General features: G+C 55.8%; 24 protein-coding genes. 13 read left to right on the top strand and 11 right to left on the bottom strand.

Features of this window, described 5'->3' with window-relative positions:
• Positions 1 to 22: 22 nt before the first annotated feature.
• Both ACMWJS_RS12930 and ACMWJS_RS12925 read right to left on the bottom strand, forming a co-directional pair.
• A complete protein-coding gene (locus tag ACMWJS_RS12930; protein WP_045909180.1) occupies positions 23 to 712 on the bottom strand; it encodes an LrgB family protein in 690 nt (229 codons plus the stop codon).
• Complete coding sequence (locus ACMWJS_RS12925) at positions 705 to 1115, bottom strand: CidA/LrgA family protein (protein WP_021242769.1); 411 nt, start codon at positions 1113 to 1115, stop codon at positions 705 to 707. Before ACMWJS_RS12925 ends, ACMWJS_RS12930 begins: the two co-directional genes overlap by 8 nt.
• A 102-nt stretch (positions 1116 to 1217) precedes the next feature.
• Between ACMWJS_RS12925 and ACMWJS_RS12920 the strand changes: the two genes are divergently transcribed.
• Entirely contained in the window at positions 1218 to 2105 is an 888-nt protein-coding gene (locus tag ACMWJS_RS12920) for a LysR family transcriptional regulator (protein WP_024906729.1), read from the top strand.
• A gap of 80 nt (positions 2106 to 2185) precedes the next feature.
• Here the strand turns inward: ACMWJS_RS12920 and ACMWJS_RS12915 are convergent, their stop codons facing one another.
• The 5 genes from ACMWJS_RS12915 to hemB form a co-directional block, all read right to left on the bottom strand.
• A complete protein-coding gene (locus tag ACMWJS_RS12915; protein ID WP_008503391.1) occupies positions 2186 to 3832 on the bottom strand; it encodes a Na+/H+ antiporter in 1647 nt (548 codons plus the stop codon).
• A gap of 150 nt (positions 3833 to 3982) precedes the next feature.
• Complete coding sequence (gene ghxP, locus ACMWJS_RS12910; RefSeq protein ID WP_008503390.1) at positions 3983 to 5332, bottom strand: guanine/hypoxanthine transporter GhxP; 1350 nt, start codon at positions 5330 to 5332, stop codon at positions 3983 to 3985.
• A 294-nt stretch (positions 5333 to 5626) separates the two neighbouring features.
• Positions 5627 to 6298, bottom strand: coding sequence for a glutathione S-transferase family protein (locus tag ACMWJS_RS12905; RefSeq protein ID WP_167215085.1), 672 nt, complete (start codon positions 6296 to 6298; stop codon positions 5627 to 5629).
• A gap of 326 nt (positions 6299 to 6624) precedes the next feature.
• Positions 6625 to 8325 (bottom strand): lysophospholipid acyltransferase family protein, encoded by a 1701-nt coding sequence (locus tag ACMWJS_RS12900; protein WP_111967273.1) that lies wholly within the window; start codon positions 8323 to 8325, stop codon positions 6625 to 6627.
• A gap of 127 nt (positions 8326 to 8452) precedes the next feature.
• Positions 8453 to 9427: a porphobilinogen synthase gene (gene hemB, locus ACMWJS_RS12895; RefSeq protein WP_045909816.1), complete on the bottom strand. Its 975-nt coding sequence runs from the start codon at positions 9425 to 9427 to the stop codon at positions 8453 to 8455.
• A 452-nt stretch (positions 9428 to 9879) separates the two neighbouring features.
• Here hemB and ACMWJS_RS12890 point away from each other — a divergent pair, with 452 nt between their 5' ends.
• Positions 9880 to 12654 carry an autotransporter outer membrane beta-barrel domain-containing protein gene (locus ACMWJS_RS12890; RefSeq protein WP_414747160.1) on the top strand — a complete coding sequence of 925 codons (2775 nt, stop codon included), beginning with the start codon at positions 9880 to 9882 and terminating at the stop codon, positions 12652 to 12654.
• A gap of 95 nt (positions 12655 to 12749) precedes the next feature.
• A complete protein-coding gene (locus ACMWJS_RS12885; protein ID WP_045909814.1) occupies positions 12750 to 13373 on the top strand; it encodes a helix-turn-helix domain-containing protein in 624 nt (207 codons plus the stop codon).
• A gap of 2 nt (positions 13374 to 13375) precedes the next feature.
• On the opposite strand, the gene ampH is transcribed toward ACMWJS_RS12885, so the two are convergent.
• Positions 13376 to 14536: a D-alanyl-D-alanine-carboxypeptidase/endopeptidase AmpH gene (ampH, locus tag ACMWJS_RS12880; RefSeq protein WP_414747159.1), complete on the bottom strand. Its 1161-nt coding sequence runs from the start codon at positions 14534 to 14536 to the stop codon at positions 13376 to 13378.
• A 204-nt stretch (positions 14537 to 14740) separates the two neighbouring features.
• Between ampH and ACMWJS_RS12875 the strand changes: the two genes are divergently transcribed.
• The 3 genes from ACMWJS_RS12875 to ACMWJS_RS12865 all read left to right on the top strand — a co-directional run bounded on the left by ACMWJS_RS12875 (position 14741) and on the right by ACMWJS_RS12865 (position 17721).
• A complete protein-coding gene (locus ACMWJS_RS12875; protein ID WP_262811483.1) occupies positions 14741 to 15274 on the top strand; it encodes an isochorismatase family protein in 534 nt (177 codons plus the stop codon).
• Positions 15275 to 15388: 114 nt separating this feature from the next.
• Complete coding sequence (gene sbmA / locus ACMWJS_RS12870; RefSeq protein WP_032646127.1) at positions 15389 to 16609, top strand: peptide antibiotic transporter SbmA; 1221 nt, start codon at positions 15389 to 15391, stop codon at positions 16607 to 16609.
• A gap of 14 nt (positions 16610 to 16623) precedes the next feature.
• A complete protein-coding gene (locus tag ACMWJS_RS12865) occupies positions 16624 to 17721 on the top strand; it encodes a DUF1615 domain-containing protein (protein ID WP_414747158.1) in 1098 nt (365 codons plus the stop codon).
• On the opposite strand, the gene ACMWJS_RS12860 is transcribed toward ACMWJS_RS12865, so the two are convergent.
• Positions 17718 to 18017, bottom strand: coding sequence for a DUF2755 family protein (locus ACMWJS_RS12860; protein ID WP_008503287.1), 300 nt, complete (start codon positions 18015 to 18017; stop codon positions 17718 to 17720). The genes ACMWJS_RS12865 and ACMWJS_RS12860 overlap by 4 nt on opposite strands.
• Positions 18018 to 18264: 247 nt before the next feature.
• Here ACMWJS_RS12860 and ACMWJS_RS12855 point away from each other — a divergent pair, with 247 nt between their 5' ends.
• Positions 18265 to 18501, top strand: coding sequence for a DUF2754 domain-containing protein (locus tag ACMWJS_RS12855; protein WP_414747157.1), 237 nt, complete (start codon positions 18265 to 18267; stop codon positions 18499 to 18501).
• On the opposite strand, the gene ddlA is transcribed toward ACMWJS_RS12855, so the two are convergent.
• Entirely contained in the window at positions 18498 to 19598 is a 1101-nt protein-coding gene (gene ddlA, locus ACMWJS_RS12850; RefSeq protein WP_032674239.1) for a D-alanine--D-alanine ligase, read from the bottom strand. The two genes, ACMWJS_RS12855 and ddlA, sit on opposite strands and share 4 nt — an antisense overlap.
• 103 nt (positions 19599 to 19701) lie before the next feature.
• On the opposite strand from ddlA, the gene ACMWJS_RS12845 reads away from it, so the two are divergent.
• From ACMWJS_RS12845 to adrA, 6 genes are all read left to right on the top strand, one after another.
• Positions 19702 to 20385, top strand: a complete 684-nt coding sequence (locus ACMWJS_RS12845; RefSeq protein WP_325841775.1) for an extensin family protein — start codon at positions 19702 to 19704, stop codon at positions 20383 to 20385.
• A gap of 168 nt (positions 20386 to 20553) precedes the next feature.
• The gene (locus tag ACMWJS_RS12840) at positions 20554 to 21768 is read left to right on the top strand and encodes a multidrug efflux MFS transporter (protein ID WP_048030063.1); all 1215 of its coding nucleotides are present in this window, start codon (positions 20554 to 20556) and stop codon (positions 21766 to 21768) included.
• A 209-nt stretch (positions 21769 to 21977) separates the two neighbouring features.
• Entirely contained in the window at positions 21978 to 22238 is a 261-nt protein-coding gene (iraP, locus tag ACMWJS_RS12835) for an anti-adapter protein IraP (protein WP_023293178.1), read from the top strand.
• 99 nt (positions 22239 to 22337) lie between these two features.
• Positions 22338 to 23753 (top strand): alkaline phosphatase, encoded by a 1416-nt coding sequence (gene phoA / locus ACMWJS_RS12830; RefSeq protein WP_045909807.1) that lies wholly within the window; start codon positions 22338 to 22340, stop codon positions 23751 to 23753.
• A 90-nt stretch (positions 23754 to 23843) separates the two neighbouring features.
• Positions 23844 to 24164 (top strand): phosphate starvation-inducible protein PsiF, encoded by a 321-nt coding sequence (psiF, locus tag ACMWJS_RS12825; protein WP_008503278.1) that lies wholly within the window; start codon positions 23844 to 23846, stop codon positions 24162 to 24164.
• 102 nt (positions 24165 to 24266) lie between these two features.
• Positions 24267 to 25370: a diguanylate cyclase AdrA gene (gene adrA / locus ACMWJS_RS12820; RefSeq protein WP_045909806.1), complete on the top strand. Its 1104-nt coding sequence runs from the start codon at positions 24267 to 24269 to the stop codon at positions 25368 to 25370.
• A 16-nt stretch (positions 25371 to 25386) separates the two neighbouring features.
• Here the strand turns inward: adrA and proC are convergent, their stop codons facing one another.
• The gene (gene proC / locus ACMWJS_RS12815) at positions 25387 to 26196 is read right to left on the bottom strand and encodes a pyrroline-5-carboxylate reductase (RefSeq protein WP_032656527.1); all 810 of its coding nucleotides are present in this window, start codon (positions 26194 to 26196) and stop codon (positions 25387 to 25389) included.

Genomic DNA, 26196 nt, shown 5'->3' with positions numbered 1-26196 from the left:
CCGGCCATTCTGGTCGGGGAGCTTAAAACATCACCCACGCCACCAGCGGCGCAACCAGCACCATCACCACGCCCGACAGCATCATCACCAGGCTCGCGACAACGCCCTCCTGCTGGCCCAGCTCATAAGAACGTGCCGTGCCCGCACCGTGCGACGCCGCGCCAAATCCCGCGCCTTTGGCCATTCCTTCCCGAATAGAAAGCCGCAGAAAGAGCATATCGCCCACTGCCATCCCGAAGACGCCCGTCACCACCACAAACAGCGCCACCAGATCCGGCTGTCCGCCGAGGGGTTTAGCCGCCGCCAGCGCAAACGGCGTGGTCACCGAGCGCACGGCCAGGCTGCGTTGAATTTCATCGGGCAGCGTAAACAGTCTCGCCAGCCAGACGGAGCTACAGACCGCGACCACCGTGGCGGTGATCACGCCTGCGCTGAGCGACATCCAGTGGCGCCTGATAATCGCCAGGTTGTCATAAACGGGCACGGCAAAGGCGATGGTCGCCGGGCCGAGCAGCCACAGCAGCCAGTGGGACTCACCAATGTAGTTCTGCCAGGAGATGTGGCCGAAGACCAGCATCAGCACCAGCAGGATCGGTGTGAAGACCAGCGGCATCAGCGGCAGCGCATGAAACCGGCGATACAGCCGCTTGTTGGCGAAGTAGATCCCGAGCGTCGCGATCAGGCACAAGACGCTGATCTGAAAGTTAGTCATGTTTGTGCCTGCTGATTTCAAACCGGTAGACTTTATCCACGACCCAGGCGGTCGCCCCCAGCACCATCAACGTACTCAGCGCGATCACCGCAAAGATTCGCCAGCCGTCCACCATCAGCAGTTGCGCATAGTTCACCACCGCCACCACGGCAGGGACAAAGAACAGCAGCATCTCCGCCAGCAGCCAGCGCGCCCCGGCGCGCACCCAGTTAAGGGGGATCACGCGACAGAGGATGAGCGTCAGCATCAGCAGCATCCCCACCAGGTTGGCAGGCAGCGGCAGGTGGAGCCAGCCGACAAGATATTCGGCGAAAACAAACAGTCCCGCGTAGAGCAGTACCTGAACCGGGACCTGGAGTCGTTGTACAACGGCAGGCGTAACACGGCTTAACGCCACGGCCATGGGGGTTTTCCTCAAAAATGAGACGAGGCGCCAGTATAGTGAGCGCACGGTGTGGACTGAAATGAATTAAAATCATCAAAGGTATAGTTTCGAGGAATAATCATGGACATAAGAACGCTGCGCTATTTTGTCGAAGTGGTTCGTCAGCAAAGTTTCACCCGCGCAGCGGAGAAGTTGTTTGTTACCCAGCCCACCATCAGCAAGATGCTGAAAAACCTCGAAGATGAACTGAACTGTACCCTGCTGATCCGCGACGGGCGCAAGCTGCTGCTGACCGACACCGGACGCGTGGTGTTCGAACGCGGGCTGGCGATTCTGGCGGAGTTCCGCCAGCTGGAAGCAGAGCTGGACGATATTAATCATCTGACCAAAGGGGTGCTTCGCCTCGGCATTCCCCCGATGGTCGGCATGATGATGGCCGGACCGATTAGCCTGTTTCGCCAGCGTTATCCCGGCGTAGAACTGAAGATTTCGGAGTTTGGTGGGTTAACCGTCCAGCAGGCGGTCACTAACGGCGAGCTCGACGTGGCAATGACCGCCCTCCCCGTTGAGGAAGAGAGCGGCCTGGCGACGCTTCCGCTCTTTAGCCACCCGCTGTGCGTGCTGGTGCCCCGCTCCGGCGACTGGCTAAAGAGGGAATCGGTGAAGCCTGAACTGCTCGGCGAGCACCCTCTGCTGATCTACAACGAAGACTTCGCCCTCAGCCGCCAGCTGATGACGCTGTTTAACCAGCATAACGTCAAGCCGCGCATTGCGGTACGCAGCGGACAATGGGATTTCCTGGCAGCGATGGTGCAGGCCGGCGTGGGGATTGCCATTCTGCCGCAGCCGATTTGCGAGCGTCTGGATAAAAACACGCTGCGCTGGATCCCACTGGAGAGCGATCTGCACTGGCAGTTAGGGATGATCTGGCGTGAAGGGGTCTATTTGTCGCAGAGCGCGCAGGCGTGGCTGCAGTGTTGTGAGGGGTTTTGGGTGCGGTCTGAATAGTGCCCGGTGGCGCTGCGCTTACCGGCCTACGTTCGAACCGTAGGCCGGGTAAGGCGAAGCCGCCACCCGGCAAAACAGCGCTACTGATTCTCTATCAACAGCGCTTCCAGCAGGTCCAGATCGTGCAGCAGCTTTTGCAGCGTCTCGTTGCTGATCTGGCGCGTGGCGCGCAGGTGGTACAGTTCGGCACGCTCTGAGCGCAGCGCTGCCAGACGGAACCGGCGTTCCAGGTTCTCCTCCTGCAGCGAGCTTTCCACATCGTTACGCCCGTCCGCGCGGCGGCGAAGGTTACCAATTACGCGGGAACTCACCTCCGTCAGCAGCTGATTATCGATGTTCTCTTCCGCATCCGCGGCCAGGCGCTCTTCCATTTTCTGGATGGCGACAATCGCCACTTCGGCGGTCGCTGCACGCGCAATACGCTCTTCCTTGTGCTGCTGGGTCGAATCACCGACATCAATATGCTGGAGTAAAATCGGCAGCATAATCACGCCGACAAACAGTGAGAACAGAATGACGCCCGCCGCCAGGAACACCAGCTCGTAACGCGCCGGGAAGACGTCGCCCGTCGGCAGCAGCAGCGGAATGGAGAGGACACCGGCAAGGGTGATCGCCCCGCGTACGCCCGCAAAAGAGGCAATCAGCAGTTCACGCGTTGTCCACGAACCAAACTCCATCGGCTTTTTCTTCAGGAAGCGGACGCTGAAGTTTTTCATCGTCCACAGCCAGCCGAAACGCACCAGCATCAGCGCCAGGTAGATCAGCACGATGTCGGTAAACAGCATCCAGACTTCAACGTTCGGATCGGCTTCGGCCGCCACCAACGAGGATTCCATAATGCCCGGCAGCTGCAGGCCCAACAGCAGGAACACCATGCCGTTAAAGACAAACTCCAGCATGGCCCAGGTGCTGTTTGCACGCAGACGCATGGCAAGCGGCGCGCGGCGCATCACGCCGGAGCGGGTAATGGTCATCCCTGCCGCCACTGCCGCCAGAATGCCCGACACGCCGATATGTTCGGCAATCAGATAAGAGGCGAACGGCAGCAGGAACAGCAGTACGATCTGCGTAGCGGGTTCATCGCCGCCCCAGCGGCTGAGGAAGCGCAGCGAGCGGCCATACAGCCAGCTCACCACGAAGCCCGCGAGAATACCGCCAATCGCCACCTTGAAGAACTCCAGCGTCGCGCCGCCGACGGTAAAGACCATAGTGCCCATCGCAACGGCCACGGCAAACTTCAGGGCAACCAGGCCGGAGGCGTCGTTCATCAGCGCCTCCCCCTGTAAAATCCCCATAATTTTCTTCGGAATACGACCTTCACCCACAATGCCGGACAGCGCCACGGCATCGGTTGGCGACAGTACGGCGGCCAGCGCAAAAGCCGGTATTAACGGAATGCCCGGTACCGTCCAGTAGATCAGAAAACCAATCCCGACGACGGTGACCACCACCAGCGCCAGCGCCAGGCCGAAGATCTCTCGCCCGTGCTCAAGGAATTCGCGCGTGGGCGTTTTCCAGCCATCCGCAAACAGCAGTGGCGGAATGAACAGCACGAGGAACAGTTCTGGGTCAAATTCCACGTGCAGGCCAAACGTCGGCCACGCCAGCAGCGCGCCGATGGCAATTTGCATTAATGGCAGGGGGACCTGAAAGGGCAGTACGCGTGTAACCACCCCGGATAGCGAGACCACAAGGGTCATGATGAGTATTGTGAAGAAGATTTCCATGCGTTCCCTGTTTGCTGTGTTGCTTATGTACTCCGGAAGGCGTCGTGCCTTTTATTCTATCTTCCCCAGAGTAACGCAAAAGGCAACAGGATGAGTCCTGAAAATAAAAACGGGCGGCCTGAGCCACCCGTTTTCGCATCAAAGGCCAATTTAGATTGCCCAGCCGCCCGCGTAAAACGCCACCAGCGCAACGGCAATCACAACGGTGCCAACGTTCAGCTTGCGCCACTCCCCTGAGACCAGACGACCAATCACCAGCGACGCGAAACCGATCATAATGCCGGTCACGATGTTACAGGTCAGCACGATAAAGACCGCGGTAATCAGGCCAGACATCGCGTCCACGAAATCCGCAAAGTCGATTTTCGCCACGTTGCTCAGCATCAGCAGGCCAACGTACATCAGCGCTGGTGCGGTCGCGTACGCCGGAACCAGGTAGGAGAGCGGAGAGAGGAACAGGATCAGCATGAACAGCACGCCCACGGTGATCGCCGTCAGGCCGGTTTTACCGCCTGCCGCCGTACCCGCTGCAGACTCGATGTACACCGCCGCAGGCGCTGCGCCCACCAGGCCTGAGAAGACGCTGCTCAGGGAGTCCGTCGTCAGCGCTTTGCCACCGTCAATAATCTGACCGTCTTTATCCAGCAGGTTCGCCTGACCGGCCACCGCACGAATGGTCCCGGTCGCGTCAAACACCGCGGTCATTACCAGCGCCAGCACGCTTGGCAGGATGACCGGGTTCAGCGCGCCAACGATATCCAGGCTGCCAATCAGAGAGTTGCCTTTGTCATCGCTCAGCGACGGCATGGCGAAAATGCCGGAGAAATGGACGTTCGGATCGAAAATCAGGCCGACAATGGAAACGCCGATAATGGTCAGCAGGATGCCGCCCGGGACTTTCAGTTTTTCCAGACCGATAATCACCGCCAGGCCGATCAGCGACATGATCACCGGGAAGCTGGCGAAATGGCCGAGCGCCACCGGCAGACCGTCCAGCGGGTTCTTGATGACCAGACCGACGCCGTTGGCGGCGATCAGCAGCAGGAACAGGCCGATGCCGATGCCGGTACCGTGCGCCACGCCCTGCGGCAGGTTGCGCAAGATCCAGCTACGGATGCCGGTCGCTGAAATAACGGTAAACAGCACACCCATCAGGAACACGGCGCCCAGCGCAACCGGTACGCTGATGTGCTGGCCCAGCACCAGGCTGAACGCGGTAAACGCGGTCAGGGAGATGGCGCAACCAATCGCCAGCGGCAGGTTCGCCCACAGGCCCATCACGATAGAGCCCACGCCGGCCACAAGGCAGGTCGCTACAAAGACAGCTGCTGGCGGGAAGCCCGCTTTCCCCAGCATGCCCGGCACAACGATGACGGAATAAACCATCGCCAGAAACGTTGTCAAACCGGCAACGATTTCCTGGCGCACGGTGCTGCCGCGGGCCGAAATTTTAAACATGGCGTCAAGTGAACCGCCAGTACGCGCAGATGGCGTAGACATAGAAAACATCCCCTGAGAGTTTTTTAGGAAGTCCGTAAGCGAGGTGGAGACGCCACTGCCAGCTAAACGTCAAATCCTTGTGTTGCGTTTGCGACGAAAGGGCGTCACAGAAAAAGCAAACGTTTAGCTCCGCGCTTACAAACGGGTGGTCAAATTAAGGCAAACGATTATCTAGCCTAATCCCCGCCCTTTTCAACTGAACTTTATCGTTTTTCGCTAAAATTCACTTATGACGCTGAAGAAATAAACAGAGGATGCGCAAACGTTATCGTCTATGCGCAATTTGTTTACATTTCAATCCTCCCCTGGGATGGATAACAGCCCCCCTTGTGCCAGGGTTCGTTGCCAGCCAGGGCTGTTTTCAACCTTCGTTTTCCATGCCTGACTATGCGGCAGGTTATTAATACCGCCGCGCGCCAGCAGGGCAAAGATCGGGAAACTCATCTGGATGTCGGCCATGCTGAGCGAATCCCCGGCAAACCAGCTGTTTTTAGCAAGGTGCGACTCAATAAAGCGTGCATGGGTTTCCAGCTGGCGGTTGAGATACGCTTTCTGCACCCCCTGCCCCAGCGCTTTCCCCAGGGTTCGGATACCAAACGGCACGGGCGGCTTGCCGAGGCTGTTGAAGACCAGCTTCATTAACAATAGCGGCATCAGCGATCCTTCCGCGTAGTGCAGCCAGAAGCGGTACTGCACCTTATGCGCCGGATCTAAAGGCTTAAGCCGCGACTCAGCATCGTACGTCTCCTGCAGATACTCCAGAATGGCGCCTGACTCTGCGAGGATCAGTCCGTTATCTTCGATAACCGGTGATTTGCCCAACGGATGCACCTTTTTGAGCGCCTCAGGTGCCAGCATGTTCTTTTCGCGCTGATAGTGAACGATCTCATAAGGCAGACCGAGTTCTTCCAGCGCCCAGATTACGCGGTGCGAGCGCGACTGGTTTAGGTGGTGTACCGTGAGCATGGCTTTCTCCTGTTATTCATACTTTTTAACTATAGAAAATTGAACAACACCGCGAAAAAAATTCGGCTAAAAACCGGTCAGCGTCGCTGGCGAAAAAACGGGCCTTGCATAGAATTAAAGTGTCAGCACAATCCGGAACCTCCCCAACCAGCTCGACACGAGGGGTGCTGATGTCGGGGGAAACCCTCCCGTGAACCAGCGGGATAGAGAGAAAGACAAAGACCGGGAAAAACTAAAGCGCCCTTTGTGGCGCTTTAGTTCTTTATGTATGTGGGGTTTAGCCGGGGGGCGGCTACGCCTTACCCGGCCTACAGAATACCGCACATTTAAAGGTGCGCCTCAATATACCGCTGATAGCGGTTCGCCTTCAGGTAACACAAATCCACCAGCACCAGCCCGTCGACGCAGTTGTTAAACGCCGGGTCGCTGCCAAAATCAATAAACTGCACGCCGCCGGGCTCGCACAGCTCGGAATATTGCTTGTAGAGCGGCGGAATGCCGCAGCCAAGATTGCCGAGCAGGGATTTCAGCTTCGTCAGATCGTCCACGTAATCCACGCCGCCAAACTGCGCCAGCACGTCCGGCAGGGAGGCGGGATACGGCTGGCGCGAGGCGGCGAGCGGATGCGTCGCCGGGAACCACAGGCGGTAAAAGGCGACCAGCAGATCCCGCGCGGCAGGCGGTAAGCCACCGGAAATCGAGACCGGGCCAAACAGGTAGCGGTAGTGCGGATAACGCGCCAGATAAGCCCCAATGCCGGACCATAAATAATCCAGGCCGCGGCGCCCCCAGTAGCGCGGCTGAATAAAGCTGCGCCCCAGCTCAATGCCGTGTTCCAGCACGTCCTGCATTTTGTCGTCGTAGTGAAACAGGCTATAGCTGTACAACCCCTCAACGCCGCGCTTTTCGATCTGCATGGCCGTCGGCATAAAGCGATACGCCCCGACGATCTCCAGATCGTCCTCATCCCACAGGATCAGGTGCAGATAATCATCGTCGTAGCTGTCGGTGTCCCGACGTTTGCCGCTCCCTTCCTCCACCGCGCGAAAGGCAATCTCGCGCAGGCGGCCCAGCTCGCGCAGCAGCGGGGCATCTTCCTGACCGTTTCGCTGCCAAAGATAGATGGTTTTACCGTCGCTGGTTTTGCCCAGACATTCGGCCTGCGCCAGCGCGCGTTTCAGGGTGGCCCGGTCTTCCGGACGGGCAATGGCGCACTGGGTTTTAAAGACGCCGGGCACTCCCTTGCCAAGACGCATCACGTGCTGACGGCACTGCTCGGCCATCTCACGCGACGAAAGGGTAGCGCTGTGCCAGTGATGCCACGCAATCTGCTGGCCGATTTTGATCGGCAGCTGGCTGTGGCGGCGGCGGAACATCTGCTGCATCAGCAGCAGCATCGACAGCGTCGGGGAGACCAGCGTGCTGGCATAAAAGAGCAGGCTGTTATGCGCCTGAATATGCACCGGCAGCAGCGGGGCGCGCAGCTTGCCAGCAAGTTTGATAAAGCCGGAGTGCCATTTTTTATCGCGAATGCCTTTGCGCGTGGGGCGGGACACTTCGCCTGCCGGGAAGAAGATCAGCACGCCCGCGTTTTGCAGATGCTGTTCCATCTGCACCAGAGACGTTTTCGCCGTCCTGCCGCCCATATTGTCCACCGGAATAAACAGCGAACTGAGGGGCTCAAGGTGGGTCAGCATCCGGTTGGTTACGACTTTAACATCGCGCCGCACGCGGGAGACGGCATACAGCAGCGCCAGTCCGTCCAGCGTACCCGTCGGGTGGTTGGCAATGATGACCAGCGGGCCATGTTCGGGGATTTGTTCGAGATCGCGGGCGGAAACGGTGCAGAGAATATCCAGGTGTTCCAGAACCTGCTCCACCATATCCAGGCCTTTCAGGTGGCGGTGGGCTGCGGCAAATTGCTGAAATTCATCTTCGTAGAACAGTCTTTTTAACAGACTTTTTTGCCAGGGTGCGGGCCTCGCCTGAGGCCAAAGATCGTCGAGAACGCTATCGAGGCTAAACATGGTCACTCCTCCTGCCGTCTTGCGAAGACAGTAGAAGGGGCAGATGTCGGTTGTATTGCAGTTGGGTGAAGATTTGAGCAGAGCGTAGGCCGGGTAAGGCGAAGCCGCCACCCGGCGCTAAAGCGGATTAACGCAGAATTTTCTTCTCGGCCAGATCCAGCGCGAAGTAGCTGAAGATCAGATCCGCGCCCGCGCGTTTGATCGCCCCCAGGCTTTCCAGGATCACTTTCTCTTCATCAATGGCACCCGCCAGGGCGGCGAATTTGATCATCGCGTACTCACCGCTCACCTGATAAGCGCCCAGCGGCAGCTCGGTGCGCTCGCGGATGTCACGCAGGATATCCAGGTACGCGCCAGCCGGTTTTACCATCAGGCAGTCTGCGCCCTGGGCTTCATCGAGCAGGGATTCACGAATCGCTTCGCGGCGGTTCAGCGGGTTCATCTGATAGGTTTTACGATCGCCTTTCAGCGCCGTACCGGCTGCTTCACGGAACGGGCCGTAGAAGGAGGAGGCAAATTTGGTGGAGTAGGACATGATGGCGGTGTCGGTGAAACCGGCCGCGTCCAGGGCCTGACGAATCGCCTGAACCTGTCCGTCCATCGCGGCAGAAGGTGCGATGAAATCTGCGCCTGCCGCGGCCGCGACAACAGCCTGCTTGCCGAGGTTAAGCAGGGTAGCATCGTTATCCACGCCGTGATCGCACAGCACGCCGCAGTGGCCGTGCGAGGTGTATTCACAGAAGCAGGTGTCGGACATCACCACCATTTCCGGCACGGTTTCTTTGCAGATGCGTGACATGCGGGCGACGAGGCCATCTTCTTTCCACGCGTCGCTGCCGGTCGCGTCAGTATGGTGGGAGATGCCGAAGGTCATCACCGAGCGGATCCCCGCGTTGGCGATACGTTCGATCTCACGCGCCAGATATTTCTCCGGAATGCGCATGACGCCCGGCATAGCTTCGATGGCCTTGTAGTCATCGATCTCTTCTTCAACAAAAATCGGCAACACCAGATCGTTTAAGCTCAGGGTTGTCTCTTCAAACATAGCGCGCAGTGCAGGTGACTTGCGCAGGCGGCGTGGGCGTGCAATTAAATCGGTCATGGTATGCCTGATGTTTGTGGAACAAAGAGGGCTAGTGTACATCAAAGTGAAGACGGGTGTTTTACTAAAGTGGGCATTTTGCTTTTGTGAAATGCGGCAGGTGAGTTTGCCTGTCATAAATAATATATAATGCAGGTCAGTATAAGGCTGAGAGGAGAATGAAATATTCGTGTTATTTCTATATGGAAATGAAAGCATAATTAAAAATGATTTATTATTTTCCGGTGTGTTTTTCCAATTTGTTTAGCCGTGTATTAACATTCTGTTTTTATAATATTTATTTTATGAAGCCTTATGGTTTGTGGTCTGAATGTGTTTTTGTCTGAATACGGACTTAATGGAAACATTCATTGAACCTTTTCGAAATGAAACTGCATAATTCCCTCCGCAATTAAATATTGCAAATTCATTGATGGACAAACTTGCTTACGTCCCTGAGGAGGGATGACCCAATGCAAACATGGAAAAAGAAACTCGTTGTATCTCAACTTGCATTAGCCTGCACCCTGGCTATCGCTTCTCAGGCCAATGCGAAGGATATTTCCGGTACGACATATAATACCTTCGGATACGATAATACAGCGTCCACCCCCTGGTATTATGGTTATGCCGACTGGGATTACTCGGATGCCATCCATGATGGTGATATTTATCCCGTGATTAATAAAGCCACCGTGAATGGTGTTATTTCAACGTACTACCTGGATGATGGCATCAATGGCCGGGCGAATGCGTTGAGTATTTCCAATAGCACCATTAACGGCATGATTACTTCTGAGTGTATGACCACCACATGTGCTGATGGCGTGGATGCTGACGGCACCCATCATACGCAATACGATCGTTTTAGCCTGACCGTTGATAATTCCACCCTTAACGATACGTACGAGCATTATGCGTATGATGTCGTGAATGGGGAAAATACGGAAAGACACTATCTGGATACGTACGATCTGGGTAATGCGATTACCCTGGATGTGGAATCGGATATTGTTATCCAGAATAATTCTCACGTCGCGGGGATTACCCTGACGCAGGGGTACCAGGAGCTGGATAATACGCCATACGACGGCGTTGAAGGCGTAGCCAACAGCAGCAACGTCTTTACCGACACGCTACTGGTGAAAGATTCGGTACTGACTTCCGGTGCGTACAGCGATTTAGGTACCAGCGGATTCTACGGTCAAACCGCGAAGCCGAGCGACTATGGTGAAACCAGCGCGACAGCGGCAGACGATGCGGCGCTGATTGTGGCCGCCAGCGCGTCTGATAACGCGATGCAAACCACCGCCACGTTCGATCATTCCACCGTTACTGGCGATATTCTGTTCTCCAGCACCTTCGACAACAACTTCTACCCGAACGGCGATCCGGCAACCGATACCACCGAAGACGGCATCTATAACCCAACCACCAACGGCTGGGATGGCACCGATAAGCTGGATGTGACGCTTACCAACGGCAGCAAATGGGTCGGCGCAGCACAGTCCAGCGTCGAGGCTATCGGCACGGCGCAGATGTATGGCCAGGGCTACAGCAACGTAGACTGGAACGCACTGTCCCCTAACAGCATTTGGCCGGACTCCACCTATGACGACAACGGACATGTTGCGGGCGAAGCGGTGTATCAGAGCGGTCTGTTTAACATCGCGCTGGACAACGGCTCCGAGTGGGATACCCGTAAGGTGTCTAACATCGACACCCTGACGGTAAACAACCAGTCTCAGGTCAACGTTGAAAACTCAGGCCTGCTGGCGGATGCCATCACTCTGACCAATGCGTCCTCATTGAATATCGGCGACAGCGGCGGCGTGGCTACCGACCATCTGTATCTGGACAGTGATAGCCGTGCGGCGCTGACGGAAGAAACGGCCGAGCTCTATGCCAACACCATCACCGTAGATAACGGTGCAGAGCTGGCGCTGGGGCTGGGTCAGGTTGATACGCACAATATGGTACTGACCGATGGCGGCGTGCTGAACGTTGCCAGCCGTGATTACGTGCTGAACAGCGATCTGAACAACGCACGCTATATCACTAACGATAAGCGCAGCGCTGATTATGACTACGGCGTAGTGGCCATTAACTCTGACGGCCATCTGGCGGTGAACGGTGACGTCGCCGGTAACTATCAGGTCCGTATCGATGACGCGACCGGAGCGGGTTCCGTTGCTGATTACAAAAACAAAGAGATCGTTCGCATCTATGACAATAATGCGGATACTGCAGCCAGCTTTACTGCTGCAAACAGAGCCGATTTAGGGGCCTATACCTACCAGGCGCAGCAGCAGGGTGACACCGTTGTCCTCCAGCAGAAAGCGCTGACCGACTACGCCAATATGGCGCTGAGCATTCCTTCTGCCAATACCAATATCTGGAATCTGCAGCAGGATACCGTAGGTGCGCGTCTGACCAACCGCCGTCACGGCCTGGCGGATAATGGCGGAGCGTGGGTGAGCTACTTCGGCGGCAATTTCGACGGTGACAATGGCGTTATCAGCTACGATCAGGACGTGAGCGGTATTATGGTGGGTCTGGATACCCAGATTGACGGTAATAACGCGAAGTGGATCGTCGGTGGGGCGGCAGGTTTCGCGAAGGGAGATATCAGCGATCGTACCGGTCAGGTCGATCAGGATAGCCAGACGGCGATGATCTACGCGTCAGCGAAGTTTACGAACGATCTGTTCCTCGACAGCTCCCTGAGCTACACCCGCTTCAACAGCGATCTTTCCGCTAACATGAGCAACGGCCAGTATGTTGACGGCAATACCACCAGCGACGCTGTTGGTTTTGGGCTGAAGCTGGGCTATGACTGGAAACCAAACCTCTCTGGCTACGTTACCCCATACGCAGCCGTATCGGGTCTGTTCCAGTCTGGTGATGACTATCGTCTGAGCAATGACATGCGCGTTGATGGACAATCTTACGATAGCCTGCGTTATGAACTTGGTGTTGATACGGGTTATACCTTCAACTACGGCGGCGATCAGGCTCTGACGCCTTACTTCAAACTGGCTTGGGTCTATGACGACGCCGATAACAATGCCGATATTAACGGTGACAGCATTGATAACGGCGTGAAAGGATCCGCTGTTCGTGTTGGGCTGGGCACCCAGTTCAGCTTCACGAAGAACTTCAGCGCTTACACGGATGCCACTTATCTGGGCGGCGGTGACGTTGACCAGAACTGGGGCGCAAACCTGGGTGTGAAATATACCTGGTAATGAATAAAAGCGGGGGAGGGGTTATCTTCCCCCGCTTTTTACAGAAGCAATAAAAATAATATTGAACCGACAAATACGGATGACTTGAGGTCTGCATGAACGTTAATGCGAAACCACTTTCTGAATTACGCCGGCTCGAACAGGGGTTAATAGCAGCCAGTACCCCTTTTACATGTGCTCCTCAACAATTAATTACGTCAGGCGAATCAATTGAGCCTCGAACGATCGTATTACAAACTGGCGTTATTGAGGTCTATCGCCCTTCCGATGAGCTGCTGGTGGGGATTGCGACGGCACCTTTTATTTTCGGGCTGTCTACGGTCGTCATCAATCACTCTCAGGAATACAGAGTGATGGCTAAAACGGCCTGTACCGGTTTTTATTTATCCACGGAAACTACCCGTCAACAGATCCAGCAGTATTCCTTGTGGAAAGAGGCCTTCTGCTGGTTATCCTGGATAAATTACATTCTTGAAAAACGCGATATGCAGCTGGTGGGCAATAACTCCTATCACCAGATCCGCGCGATGCTGTTAAATATGGCCGAGTGGGATGAAACGCTGCGTTCAAAAATCGGTGTGATGAATCATATTCAGCAAAGCACACGCATTTCACGTTCTGTTGTTGCCGAAGTTCTGGCCGCCCTGCGACAGGGAAACTATATCAATATGAGCCGGGGCAAGCTGGTCAGCATCAACCGCTTGCCCACGGAATATTAATATCAGTTGGACGCGGTAAGCACCTGGGCTTTATTGGCGCTCAGTTCTGCCACCAGGTTATTAATACCGTCACTCATATTGACGAAACGCGTATGCGGAGAGCGGGTCACCACCACAAACGCGCCCACGTTTGACTGGGGGATCATCGCCATATAGGTGATGAACCCGCCGCCGCCGCCGGTTTTCTGAATAATACCCGGACGGCCATTTTTCGGTGCCATATAGACCCAGCCCATGCCGAGCGCATCGGCTTTACCCGGTACGTCCATCCCGATGACCCGATGCAACTGAGTACGCTGATAAATCAGGGTCTGCATACGATCGGCCTGGCTGCTTCGCGAGTAGAAATCCGAGGAAAGGAACTGCTGCATCCAGCGCATCATGTCGCCAGGCGTGGAGTAAACCCCGCCGCTGCCCACGGCCGCCAGCGTGTTATTACAGGGGCTGGCGCCTTTCTCCGCCACCATCAGGCGACGGCACTGGTCCGGGGACGGAGTAAACGTGGTGTCTTTCATGCCGAGCGGACGGGTGATCTGCTCTTCAAACAGCTGCGTGTAGGGTTTGCCAGCCGCCGTTGAGAGGGCATCTGCCAGCAGGTCGAACGCCAGGTTTGAATAAGAGGCCTGCGAGCCCGGTGCTGCTTTCAGCGTGGCGGTACTCAGATAGCTCCAGCGCTGGTCGCGCGTTGGCCAGACAAACACGTCACGATGCGCCGCTCCGCCTGGCTGCTCACGCGGCAGGGCGCTGGTATGGGTAGCAAGGTTCACAAGCCGGATCGGGGTCCCCTGATACGTGGGTACGCGGGCACCTGGCGGCGCGTATTTGCTGAGCGGATCGTCGAGCCTCACCACGCCCTGGTCGAGCAGTTTCACCAGCATTTCGCTGGTCATGAGCTTAGTTAAGGATGCGATGCGGATGACGGAATCCAACTGCGGGTGAATGTTATTTCCCGGGCGCGTTTCGCCAAAGCTGCGGAATACACGCTGGTTTCCGTCGATGACGACCATCGCCATTCCGGTCGCGCCGCTGCCGTAATAGATAAGGTTCGCGTAGCGATCGGCAATATCTGAAGCTAAAACGGGAGCCGTCAGCGGTTGGGCTGCCTGGGCGGTAGAGAAGCTCACCGCACACAGCGCGGCAAAAGAGAGCAGACAACGTTTCAACGAAAAGCATCCATGAAGTGAATGAGGAAAGTAATGGGTATTTATACTACTAATCGGTACCGTGCAATGCCCCGAATTGCATAACGATAGCGAGAAAAACGTAACCATGGGTAAATATGAACAATTTACTTGCGAGCCATCTCCCATTTTGTGACATCGGGCTTATGATAGGCACCAGTGTCACTCAATCTTACGGAGAACGGTATGTCTGAGAAGCGTGTGGTTATGGTTGTCGATATGCAGAACGGGGTGTTTGAAACCCCTCGTCATCAGCGCGAAAAGTGTGTCTCTCTGATCAACCAGCTTACGCAGGCAGCCGACACGGTGATTTTTATACAGCACACCGAGGCCGGGGGGCTGGAAGAGGGGAGTGCAGGGTTTGCGCTACTGCCTGAACTCCATCAGCCTGCCGACGCGCTTTACGTGACCAAAACGGCCTGTGATGCCTTCTACAACACCGGGCTTGAGACGCTGCTGCGGGAGCAGGGCATTCACGAGTTTGTCATCTGCGGCTGCGCCACCGATTACTGCGTCGATGCGACGATCAAGAACGGCGTTAGCCGGGGTTATCACATCACCGTGGCGGAAGATGCCCATACCACATCCAACCGCCCGGCTGCTGAAGCACAGATTCTGATTAACCATCACAACGACGTCTGGCGTAACTTCATTGCGCCGGCGAATCCTCTCGCAGTGAAACGCACCGAAACAATTCTTGAAAACTGGAAAGCGAACTAATAATTAACGCTCGGGTCTGACCTTTTTGCCGGAGCCGGGAGGCTGGCTCGGGCAGGTTTTCGTGTGGTGACGTGTTGTACACAGCAACAGCCATAACAACAAGAAGGAAGCATTATGTTTAAGTCTTTTTTCCCAAAGCCGGGGCCTTTTTTCCTGTCGGCATTTATTTGGGCACTGATCGCTGTCATTTTCTGGCAGGCGGGCGGCGGCGCATGGCTGACGCGCATCACGGGGGCGACAGGCGAGGTGCCGATTAGCGCAGCGCGCTTCTGGTCGCTCAGCTTTATCGTATTTTATGCCTACTACACGGTATGTGTGGGGCTGTTTGCACTCTTCTGGTTCAAGTATTCTCCGCATCGTTGGCAGTTTTGGTCGATTTTGGGATCTGCACTGATCATTTTCGTTACCTGGTTCATGGTGGAAGTGAGCGTTGCAATTAATGCATGGTATGCACCCTTCTACGATTTGATCCAAAAAGCACTAAGCGCCCCGAATAAGGTTCCGATTGGTGAACTCTATGCCAGTCTCGTTAGTTTTACCGGCATTGCCATGATTGCAGTAACAGTGGCAGTGCTGAACAATTTCTTCGTTAGCCATTACGTTTTCCGTTGGCGTACTGCTATGAACGAATATTACATGGCAAATTGGCAACGACTGCGGCACATCGAAGGTGCTGCACAGCGTGTGCAGGAAGACACCATGCGTTTTGCCTCAACGCTGGAGGACATGGGGGTCAGCTTGCTTAATGCTGTGATGAAACTTATCGCTTTTTTACCGATTCTGATTGCACTTTCACCCCATGTGCCTGAACTTCCAGTTGTTGGTCATTTACCCTATGGTTTGGTTATTGCGGCACTGGTCTGGTCTCTTATGGGAACGGGGCTTCTTGCTGTGGTGGGGATCAAATTGCCGGGGTTACAATTTAAAAATCAGCGCGTGGAAGCGGCTTACCGTAAAGAACTCGTTTACGGTGAGGATGACCCATCACGAGCTGCGCCACCAACGGTAAAAGAGTTATTTCAGAACGTCCGTTTTAACTACTTTAAGCTCTACTTCCACTACATGTATTTCAACATAGCTCGTATTTTATATCTTCAGGCCGATACTGTTTTTGGAATAGTCCTGTTGTTCCCGTCAATTGTTGCAGGGACAATTACTCTGGGACTGATGACCCAAATTACCAACGTGTTTGATCAGGTCAGAAGTTCATTCCAGTACCTGATCAGCTCCTGGACCACGCTGGTGGAACTGATGTCCATCTACAAACGTCTGCGCAGCTTTGAACGCGAGCTGGACGATCGTGACCTGCAGGAAGTCACTAACACATTTAGCTAATACAGGACGTTGCTATGCCTTTTGCCGTACCGCGCGCGTTACCGTTGACCATTCTGGCCGCTTTTGTGCTGGCAGGCTGTGCCGAAAAGGGGGCCGCTCCGCTCAAAAAGGGCGAGAAGCCCGTTGATGTGGCGAGCGTTGTGCGGCAGAAAATGCCCGCCAGCGTGAAAGATCGCAATGCGTGGGCAAACGCGCTGGCAAAAACCTTTGAAAGCCAAAAGATCGCGCCGACCGAGGAGAATATCTGTTCGGTGCTGGCGGTGGCACAGCAGGAGTCGATGTACCAGTCAGATCCGGCTGTGCCGGGATTGAATAAAATCGCCTGGAAAGAGATCGACCGCCGCGCGGAGTCCATGCATATCCCGGTGTTCCTCGTGCATACCGCGCTTAAAATCACCTCGCCGAACGGCAAAAGCTACAGCGAACGGCTGGATACGGTGAAAACCGAAAAACAGCTTAGCGCCATCTTTGATGATTTCATCAGCATGGTCCCAATGGGGCAAAAGCTGTTTGGCTCACTGAACCCGGTCCATACCGGTGGCCCAATGCAGGTAAGCATCGCGTTCGCGGAGAAACACACCGACGGCTATCCGTGGAAAATCGACGGTACGGTGCGCCAGGAGGTCTTCTCCCTGCGCGGCGGACTGTGGTTCGGCACGTATCACCTGCTGAACTACCCGGCAAACTACGATGAGCCGCTGTATCGCTTTGCCGACTTTAACGCCGGCTGGTATGCCAGCCGTAATGCGGCATTCCAGAGTGCGGTCAGCCGCGCAAGCGGCGTTAAGCTGGCGCTTGACGGCGATCTCATCGCTTACGGCAGCAGCGAGGCGGGAAGCACCGAGCTTGCCGTACGGAAATTATCGGCAACGCTTGGCTTGAGCAACAGCGACATTCGCCGCCAGCTTGAGAAAGGCGATAGTCTGGCCTTTGAGAAAACGGATCTGTACAAGAAGGTGTTTGCGCTTGCAGAGCAGAAAAGCGGGAAAACGTTACCGAGGGCTATCCTGCCGGGTATTCAGCTGGAAAGCCCGAAGATCACGCGTAACCTGACCACCGCGTGGTTCGCAAAACGCGTGGACGATCGCCGGGCTCGCTGTATGGGGCTTTAACGGCGGCGGCGAAAGCGCAGCACTAATGCCACAACGCCCAGAATCATACATCCCGCGAGGAAGGGAATCAGGCCGAACAGGGTGCTGACGCCAAAACCAATCTCAACTCGCGGGCGTCCGTTATCCTGCACCTGCATCAGGTGTTCATAAACGCCAGGCGCATGGACCAGCATATTGAGCAGCTGCGAGCCAGCCCAGAAGCAGAACAGGACAAACAGGGCATACGCGATATTACCCGCCGTGGAGGTTTTTGGTTTTCCGCCAAAAATCGGTTTCGACAATGTAAAGTCAGCCATGATGACCTCCGGATAAATCGCTCTGTTAATACGCTTCGTACAGGGTGAGTTTGACAGGTCATCGCATTTGTCAATATCAGAATCGTGGTAATTTACGCGACGGAATCCTCCTGGATTGTTGATTTCTGCAGCACGTCACAATTTATTAACTTAAGTGAAATTGCGTCGTGTTTCAGAATTTCCGTATCTGCCACAGACCTGGTCGTAAAACTGTGAGAGGATGTCTTTTTTTCCTGCCGGAGTTGTTATGAAGCTCACGTCCAAACTACGCCGTGACTGGCACTACTACGCCTTCGCTATCGGGCTGATCTTTATTCTTAACGGTGTCGTGGGCCTGTTAGGGTTTGAGGCAAAAGGCTGGCAAACCTATGCCGTCGGGCTGGTGACCTGGGTTATCAGTTTCTGGCTGGCGGGGTTGATTATCCGCCGCCGTCCTAAAGAGACGACAGCGGATGAGGCAGAGTCGGCGAAGGGCGCCGATTAACCGTTTACGGAACTTTTAAGCGCGCTGTCGGCGGCGTGACGCTCCAGCGCGAGTTCGATCAGGCGGGTGATCAATTCCGGGTAGCTCAGGCCGCTCGCCTGCCACAGCTTCGGATACATGCTGATGTTAGTGAACCCCGGCAGCGTGTTAATTTCATTGATCACCACCTCGTTTTCCGCCGTCAGGAACACATCCACGCGCGCCATGCCGCAGCAGCCGAGCGTCTGATAAGCGCGAATGGCGATCGCCCGGATCTTATCGTTAACCGCCGGATCGAGATCCGCAGGCACGACAACCTGCGCGCCTTTATCATCAATGTATTTGGTGTCGTACGAGTAGAAGTCGCTGTTTAAGACCACTTCGCCGCAGGTGCTCGCCTGTGGAAAATCGTTGCCCAGCACGGCGCACTCAATTTCACGGCCTTTAATGCCCTGCTCAACCACCACTTTATGGTCGAACTCAAACGCCAGTCGGACGGCTTGCGTGAACTCAGCTTCGCTGGTCACTTTGCTGACGCCCACGGAGGAGCCCTGGTTTGCTGGCTTCACAAACAGCGGCAGACCCAGCTCTCCGCTGATTTGCGCGAAGGTGTGTTTGTCGCGGTTGGCGCGGGTGAGCGTAACGAATGGCGCAATATTCAGCCCTGCATCGCGCAGCAGGCGTTTGGTCACGTCTTTGTCCATGCAGGCGGCAGAGCCGAGGACGTCCGAGCCGACGAACGGCAGGTTGGCCATGCGCAGCATTCCCTGCAGGGAACCATCTTCCCCCAGTGTGCCGTGAACGATAGGGAAGACGACGTCGATCTGGGCGAGAGCCTGTGCATTGCCGGCGTCGATAAGCTGCCCCTTCACGACGCCGGGTACGGTGGCGACGCTCACTTCTGAAGGATTCAGGGCGATGTGTGCCGGATCGTGAGCATTCAGCAGATACTGGCTGGCATCGTTAACGTGCCACTGGCCCTGTTTATCAATGCCCAGCAGCACCACGTCGAAACGGCTTTTATCGATCGCATCAACGATATTTTTAGCCGATTGCAATGACACTTCGTGCTCCGCTGATTTTCCCCCAAAGACAATACCTACGCGCTGCTTAGCCATCTCACTCTCTTCCAGTCTGACGAAAAGCCAATAACATACCACGATGCCCGGCGTGTTTCGCGGCCTTCTGCCATAATGTTTTGGGGAATGTTGAGGGGGGAGAGTGAGAGGAAAAACGCTGCTGACCGGATTTATCATTTTGACCATCGCAACGCTGGGTTACCGCTGGTTGCCGCCTTACTACAACCCTTTCACGCCGCTGACGCTTGACGATCCGCCAGGCCGAATCACTCAGTATAAGCTTCGGCGTTTAACTCCCGAGGCGTGCGCGAGCCTGCTGTTACAGGCTAACCAACGCGATCTCATCCGCACCCAGCCGGTAGCGGACAGCGGCGGCGCGTGTCCCCTTAACAACGTCGTGCGCGTGCGTGACTTCGGCCCTGTCGGCCTGAACAGCAGCTTTCTTGCCAGCTGTCCGCTGGCGCTCAGCTCAGCCCTCTTTATCAGCCAGCAGGCCCGGCCGCTGACAAAACGCTATACGGGCAGCGAGCTCGTGCGTATCGACCACCTTGGCAGCTTTGCCTGCCGCAATATTTATCACCGCCCTGACGCGCGCCGCAGTGAACATGCCACGGCGGAGGCGCTGGATATTGCCGCTTTTCGTCTGGCGAACGGTGAACGCGTCACGGTGCTGAATGGCTGGAAGGCGACAACAACGCAGCCCTGGCTGAAGGCCATGCTGGCGGCGAGCTGTGGCTACTACGGGAACGGCCTGGGGCCGGAGTATAACGCGGCGCATGCTAACCATTTTCATCTGGGAATGCGCGGTTTTGGTCTCTGCCGGTAAAGCATAATATTCCGCCAGAAAATGGATGAATTGTGACTTATTTCACAAATATGATGACTGGGAAGATAAAACACCAAAGTCTGTCGGGCCGCATCTCTGGTGCGACGTTGACACGCGTAACTTGCTAATCTGTCGGCGAATTCGCCTAAAAATGAAGACTATTTCGTTATGGAATCCTGGAAAGTTAATCTTATCTCGGTCTGGTTCGGTTGCTTCTTTACCGGGCTGGCCATCAGCCAGATTTTACCGTTCCTGCCGCTGTACGTGTCGCAGCTGGGGGTGACCTCGCATGAAGCGCTTTCCATGTGGTCCGGTCTGACGTTCAGCGTCACGTTTCTGGTCTCCGCCATTGTGTCACCGATGTGGGGCAGCCTGGCAGATCGAAAAGGCCGTAAACTGATGCTGCTGCGCGCCTCGCTCGGGATGGCGATTGCTATTCTGCTGCAGGCCTTCGCCACCAACGTCTGGCAGCTGTTTTTCCTGCGGGCGGTGATGGGGTTGACGTCCGGGTATATTCCAAACGCCATGGCGCTGGTCGCCTCTCAGGTGCCGCGCGAGCGAAGCGGCTGGGCGCTGAGTACGCTCTCCACGGCACAGATCAGCGGCGTCATCGGCGGGCCGCTGCTGGGGGGCTTTCTGGCGGACCACGTCGGGCTGCGCGCGGTATTTATTATCACCGCGATCCTGCTGGTGGTCAGTTTTCTGGTCACGCTCTTTCTGATTAAAGAAGGAGGCCGCCCGGTTATCAGTAAATCTGAACGCCTCAGCGGCAAGGCCGTTTTCGCCTCGCTGCCTTATCCGGGTCTGATGATCAGCCTGTTTGTGACCACCATGGTGATCCAGCTCTGTAACGGTTCGGTCGGTCCGATTCTGGCGCTGTTTATCAAGTCGATGGAGCCGGAGAGCACGAATATCGCTTTTCTGAGCGGCATGATTGCCGCCGTGCCGGGCGTATCCGCCCTGATTTCCGCGCCGCGTCTGGGTAAACTGGGGGACAGGATCGGCACGGCGCGCATCCTGATGGCGACGCTGATCTTTGCGGTGGTGCTCTTCTTCGCGATGTCGTTTGTCACTTCTCCGCTTCAGCTTGGCATATTGCGATTTCTGCTCGGCTTTGCTGACGGCGCCATGTTGCCTGCGGTACAGACTCTGCTGGTCAAATATTCCAGCGACCAGGTGACGGGGCGAATTTTTGGATATAACCAGTCATTTATGTATCTGGGGAATGTTGCCGGTCCGCTTATTGGCGCATCCGTTTCCGCAATGGCCGGTTTTCGTTGGGTATTTGCGGCGACAGCGATTGTTGTTTTAATCAATATTATCCAGTTGGCTATTGCGCTGCGACGCCGCCGACAAATGGCGGAGGCCAAATCGGCGAGATAACACTTTAGTAGATGTATTATATATTCTTATGGTAGCCGCATTTTTATATAACAAAATGCGGAGTCTTTTTATAGAAAAACGTTTCGCTCACGGCGCTACCTCTTTATTTCCGTTCCTGTGTCACTTTTGCATACCATAATTAATTTCTTCTCTTTGCAATAGGGATTCAGAGTGATAACGTCAGACAAAACTGAAAAGGAACTGGCACGATGAAAAACCTCATTGCTGAATTGCTGGTCAAGCTGGCACAAAAGGAAGAAGAGTCAAAAGAGCTGGTGGCTCAGGTCGAAGCGCTCGAGATTGTGGTCACCGCGCTGCTTCGACAAATGGCGAAAACCGATCAGCAGGCGTTGATTGAGAGCGTGGAAGGCGCGCTGGAGAGCGTCAGGCCTGAATCGCAGGTACCGGTAGAGGATGCGGAGATGCTTCACCAGTACGTAAAGAAGCTGTTAAGGCATCCGCGCAGCTAAACCGCCACAGGACGTAACGACGTGTCATAGAATTGTCATGCAGGATGCCTATAGTCGCTCTGTTTTTATTTTTATGTATTTGTACATGGAGAAAATAAATTGAAACAGAGCGCACTTTTCATTGCATTACTTCCCCTGTTAATTACCCCTGCCATTTATGCAGATACGACGCAAACCAGCGTGCTGGATAATCGTGCGGCAAAAGGGGATATCACCCAGCCTGGCGGCGCGCGCCGTTTATCAGAAGATCAAACGGCCGCTATTCGCGCTTCGCTGAATGAGAAACCGGCAAAAAATATTATTCTGCTGATTGGCGATGGAATGGGCGATTCCGAAATCACGGCGGCGCGAAATTATGCCGAGGGAGCGGGCGGCTTTTTTAAAGGTATCGACGCCTTACCGCTGACCGGACAATATACCCACTACGCGCTGGATAAAAAAACCGGTAAACCGGATTACGTAACGGATTCCGCGGCCTCTGCCACGGCGTGGTCCACCGGCGTGAAAACCTATAATGGTGCGCTGGGCGTGGATATTCACGAACATGATCATCAAACCCTTCTGGAGATGGCAAAAGCGGCGGGCCTGGCGACCGGCAACGTCTCCACCGCTGAACTTCAGGATGCGACGCCTGCGGCGCTGGTGGCACACGTGACCTCGCGTAAGTGCTATGGCCCGTCAGTGACCAGCGAAAAATGCCCTACAAATGCGCTGGAAAAAGGCGGGAAAGGCTCGATTACGGAACAACTGCTGAACGCACGTCCTGACGTGACGCTGGGCGGCGGCGCGAAAACCTTCGCGGAAACCGCGACGGCGGGCGAATGGCAGGGCAAAACGCTGCGCGAGCAGGCGCAGGCTCGCGGCTATCAGCTGGTGAGTGACGCAAATGCTCTGGCGGCGATAAGCGAGGCGAACCAGGACAAGCCGCTGCTGGGGCTGTTCTCTGACGGTAACATGCCCGTGCGCTGGGAAGGTCCAAAAGCCTCGTATCACGGCAATATCGATAAGCCTGCGGTGACCTGTACGCCAAACCCGAAACGCACGGACAGCGTACCAACGCTGGCGGCGATGACTGATAAAGCGATCTCTCTGCTGAGCAAGAGCGAAAAAGGGTTCTTCCTGCAGGTAGAAGGCGCGTCAATCGATAAGCAGGATCATGCGGCGAATCCGTGCGGTCAGATTGGCGAAACCGTCGATCTGGACGAAGCGGTGCAGAAGGCGCTCGCGTTCGCGAAAAAAGACGGTAACACCCTGGTCATCGTCACCGCGGACCACGCGCACGCCAGCCAGATCATTCCGCCAGATACCAAAGCCCCTGGCCTGACGCAGGCGCTGAACACCAAAGATGGTGCTGTCATGGTGATGAGCTACGGTAACTCTGAAGAAGAGTCCATGGAGCACACGGGCACCCAGCTGCGCATTGCCGCCTACGGCCCGCACGCGGCAAACGTGGTAGGCCTGACGGATCAAACGGATCTGTTCTACACCATGAAGGCGGCGCTGGGTCTGAAATGATAAAAATCCCGGTGGAAATCACATCTGCCGGGTGGTTTTTTTCCTGTCACGAACCAGACTTACAGGGAATGTTCACAAAAGGATGGTGCAATGAAAACAACATTACTGGTTACTCTGCTCTCCGGCCTGTTCCTGGTCGCCTCGGCGAACGCGGAAGAGAAAACGTTAACGCCGCAGCAGCAGCGTATGACCACCTGTAATCAACAGGCGACGTCTCAGAGTCTGAAGGGCGATGCTCGCAAGACCTACATGAGCGACTGCCTCAAAAACGGCGCCTCGAAGCCAGCTGAAAAAAGCCTGACGCCTCAGCAGCAAAAGATGCGCGAGTGTAATGCCAAGGCCACCGAACAGTCTCTGAAAGGGGATGACCGCAGCAAGTTTATGAGTGCCTGCCTGAAGAAAAAAGTGTAGTTCGAACGGGTGAGCGGCTCCGGCGGCTCACCCGAAATTTCATACTTTCCCCGCAGACCCCCTCTCTATAATTTGGGAAAATGTTTCAGAATATTCCCAAAAATGATGAATGATGAAACGTATTACAACAAAAAGCGCATTCGGGAAGAGTGGAATTTAACCCTTTCTCAGGATGACCCTCACCGCGCCGGCATTCAGTTTGCCCGGCGGGTTCGGCTGGCGCGCGCCGTGGGGCTGGCAGCGATGTTTTTCCCGGTTGCAGGAATGCTGGTCACCCATTTTTTACCCGGAGGCTGGTGGCTTTTACTGGTCGGTTGGGCGTTCGTCTGGCCCCATTTCGCCTGGCAGTTATCCTGCCGGGCCGCGTCACCTCATCAGCAGGAAGTATTCAATCTTAAGATCGATGCCATCATTGCCGGGCTCTGGATCGGCGTGATGGGGATGAGCGCGTTACCCACGGCAGCGCTGGTGATGATGGTAGGGATGAATATGATGGGCTCCGGGGGCTGTCGTCTGTTTATTCCGGGGATCCTGTTGACCCTGCTCTCCGCGCTGGTGACGCTGCCGCTTGTCGGCCGCGTGGCCGTCTTTAACCCCGACCCGGTGGAGTGGGGGTTAACGCTGCCGGTGCTGGTGCTTTATCCCATGCTGTTTGCCTGGCTCAGCCACCGCACCGCCGTCAGGCTTGCTGAGCACAAGCAGCGGCTGGAAATGATGAGCACCCGCGACGGCATGACCGGGGTCTTTAATCGACGTCACTGGGAAATGCTGCTGCGAAATGAATTTGAGCATTGCCGCCGTGACCACTGCACCGCCACGATTTTGCTGATTGATATCGACCACTTTAAAAATATCAACGATACCTGGGGGCACGCCGTGGGGGATGAGGCGATCATTGCCATCACGCGCCAGCTCCAGATGTCGGTGCGGTCAGGTGATGCCATCGGCCGGTTTGGCGGGGATGAGTTTGCGGTGATTATGTCGCAGACCGCGGCGGAAAGCGCGATCGCCGTGATGTCCCGGGTGCATGAGCGGCTGGAAACGCTGTCGCTACCGTGCGCGCCAAAAGAGGCGCTGCGCATCAGCGTAGGCGTTGCCCCCTGGGGGCCGCAGTTTGGACATTATCGGGAATGGCTAAAGGCGGCTGACGTGGCGCTGTACAGAGCGAAAAATGCCGGGCGCAGCCGCACCGAAGTGGCCGCCTGACGCCCGACTGAAGCAATCAGGATTTACTCAGCTTCTCTGATTTTTCCATGCATTTTGTCATGGCCTCAATGACGGCCGAGCGGAATCCGCGCTCTTCCAGCACCCGCACTGCTTCGATGGTGGTACCGCCAGGGGAGCAGACCATATCTTTCAGTTCACCCGGGTGTTTGCCGGTCTCCAGCACCATTTTGGCAGAGCCCATGACGGCCTGCGCGGCGAACTTATACGCCTGGGCGCGCGGCATTCCGCCAAGCACGGCGGCATCGGCCATCGCTTCTAAAAACATGAAGACATACGCAGGCGCAGAACCACTGACGCCGACTACCGGATGGATCATCGATTCGGCAATCACTTCTGCTTCACCGAAGCAGCGGAAAATGTTCAGTACATCCGCCACGTCTTCTGAGGTCACCAGGGCGTTAGGCGTGACGGAGGTCATGCCGGCGTTGACCAGTGAAGGGGTGTTTGGCATCGCACGGACGATTTTGCGGTCGTGGCCGAGCGCGCGCGCCAGCTGATCGAGCGTGACGCCCGCGGCAATCGACACCACCAGCGTCTCTTTATTCAGGCTGGAGGTGATGTCGCTCAGCACTTTGATCATGATGTTCGGCTTGACGGCGCCAAAGACGATATCGGCGACCTGGGCCACTTCCTGCGCGCTTTCGGCGGCGTTGATCCCGTACTGATCGCGCAACGCGGCGACCTTGTCCGGTGACGGGGTATAGACCCAAATCTGACCCGGCAACACCTGCCCGCTGGCGATCAGACCGCCCAGGATGGCTTTGCCCATGTTACCGCAGCCGATAAACCCGATTTTCTTGTCCAT

The organism is Enterobacter sp. HK-058-C-ECC (genome assembly GCF_047531125.1).
Taxonomy (GTDB): Bacteria; Pseudomonadota; Gammaproteobacteria; order Enterobacterales; family Enterobacteriaceae; genus Enterobacter; species Enterobacter quasiroggenkampii.
The sequence above is the reverse complement of the archived record's forward strand: the minus strand, read 5'-3'. Positions and strand labels throughout refer to the sequence as shown.